1 protein-coding gene is annotated in these 594 nt (G+C 49.5%); it reads left to right on the forward strand.

Features of this window, described 5'->3' with window-relative positions:
• The coding region (bioB, locus tag R7Z50_RS29140) for a biotin synthase BioB (protein WP_318149964.1) at positions 1–594 on the forward strand (594 nt) is incomplete at both ends.

Raw genomic sequence — 594 nt, forward strand, 5'->3', positions numbered from 1 at the left:
ATGGGCGCAGCGTGGAAGAACCCGAAAGAGCGCGACATGCCGTATTTGACCGATATGATTAAAGGCGTAAAAGACATGGGTTTGGAAACGTGTATGACGTTAGGTATGTTAACACCAGAGCAGGCGAAGCAGCTGGCAAACGCAGGTCTGGATTACTATAACCACAACCTAGATACGTCGCCTGAGTTCTACGGCAACATCATTACCACTCGTACTTACCAAGACCGTTTGGATACGCTGTCTCACGTTCGTGATGCAGGTATGAAGATTTGTTCTGGCGGTATCATCGGCATGGGTGAAAGTGCCAACGATCGTGCAGGTTTGTTGGTTGAATTGGCGAATCTTCCTACACACCCTGAGAGCGTGCCAATCAATATGCTGGTAAAAGTGAAGGGCACACCGCTGGAGACTGTGGACGATGTTGAGCCATTCGACTTTATCCGCCTGATTGCGATCGCACGAATCATGATGCCTCAATCGGCCGTGCGTTTGTCTGCTGGTCGCGAAAACATGAACGAACAGATGCAAGCGCTGTGTTTTATGGCAGGTGCAAACTCAGTATTCTACGGGTGCAAACTTCTAACGACCCCAAAC

This window comes from Vibrio sp. 1249-1, from assembly GCF_033340495.1.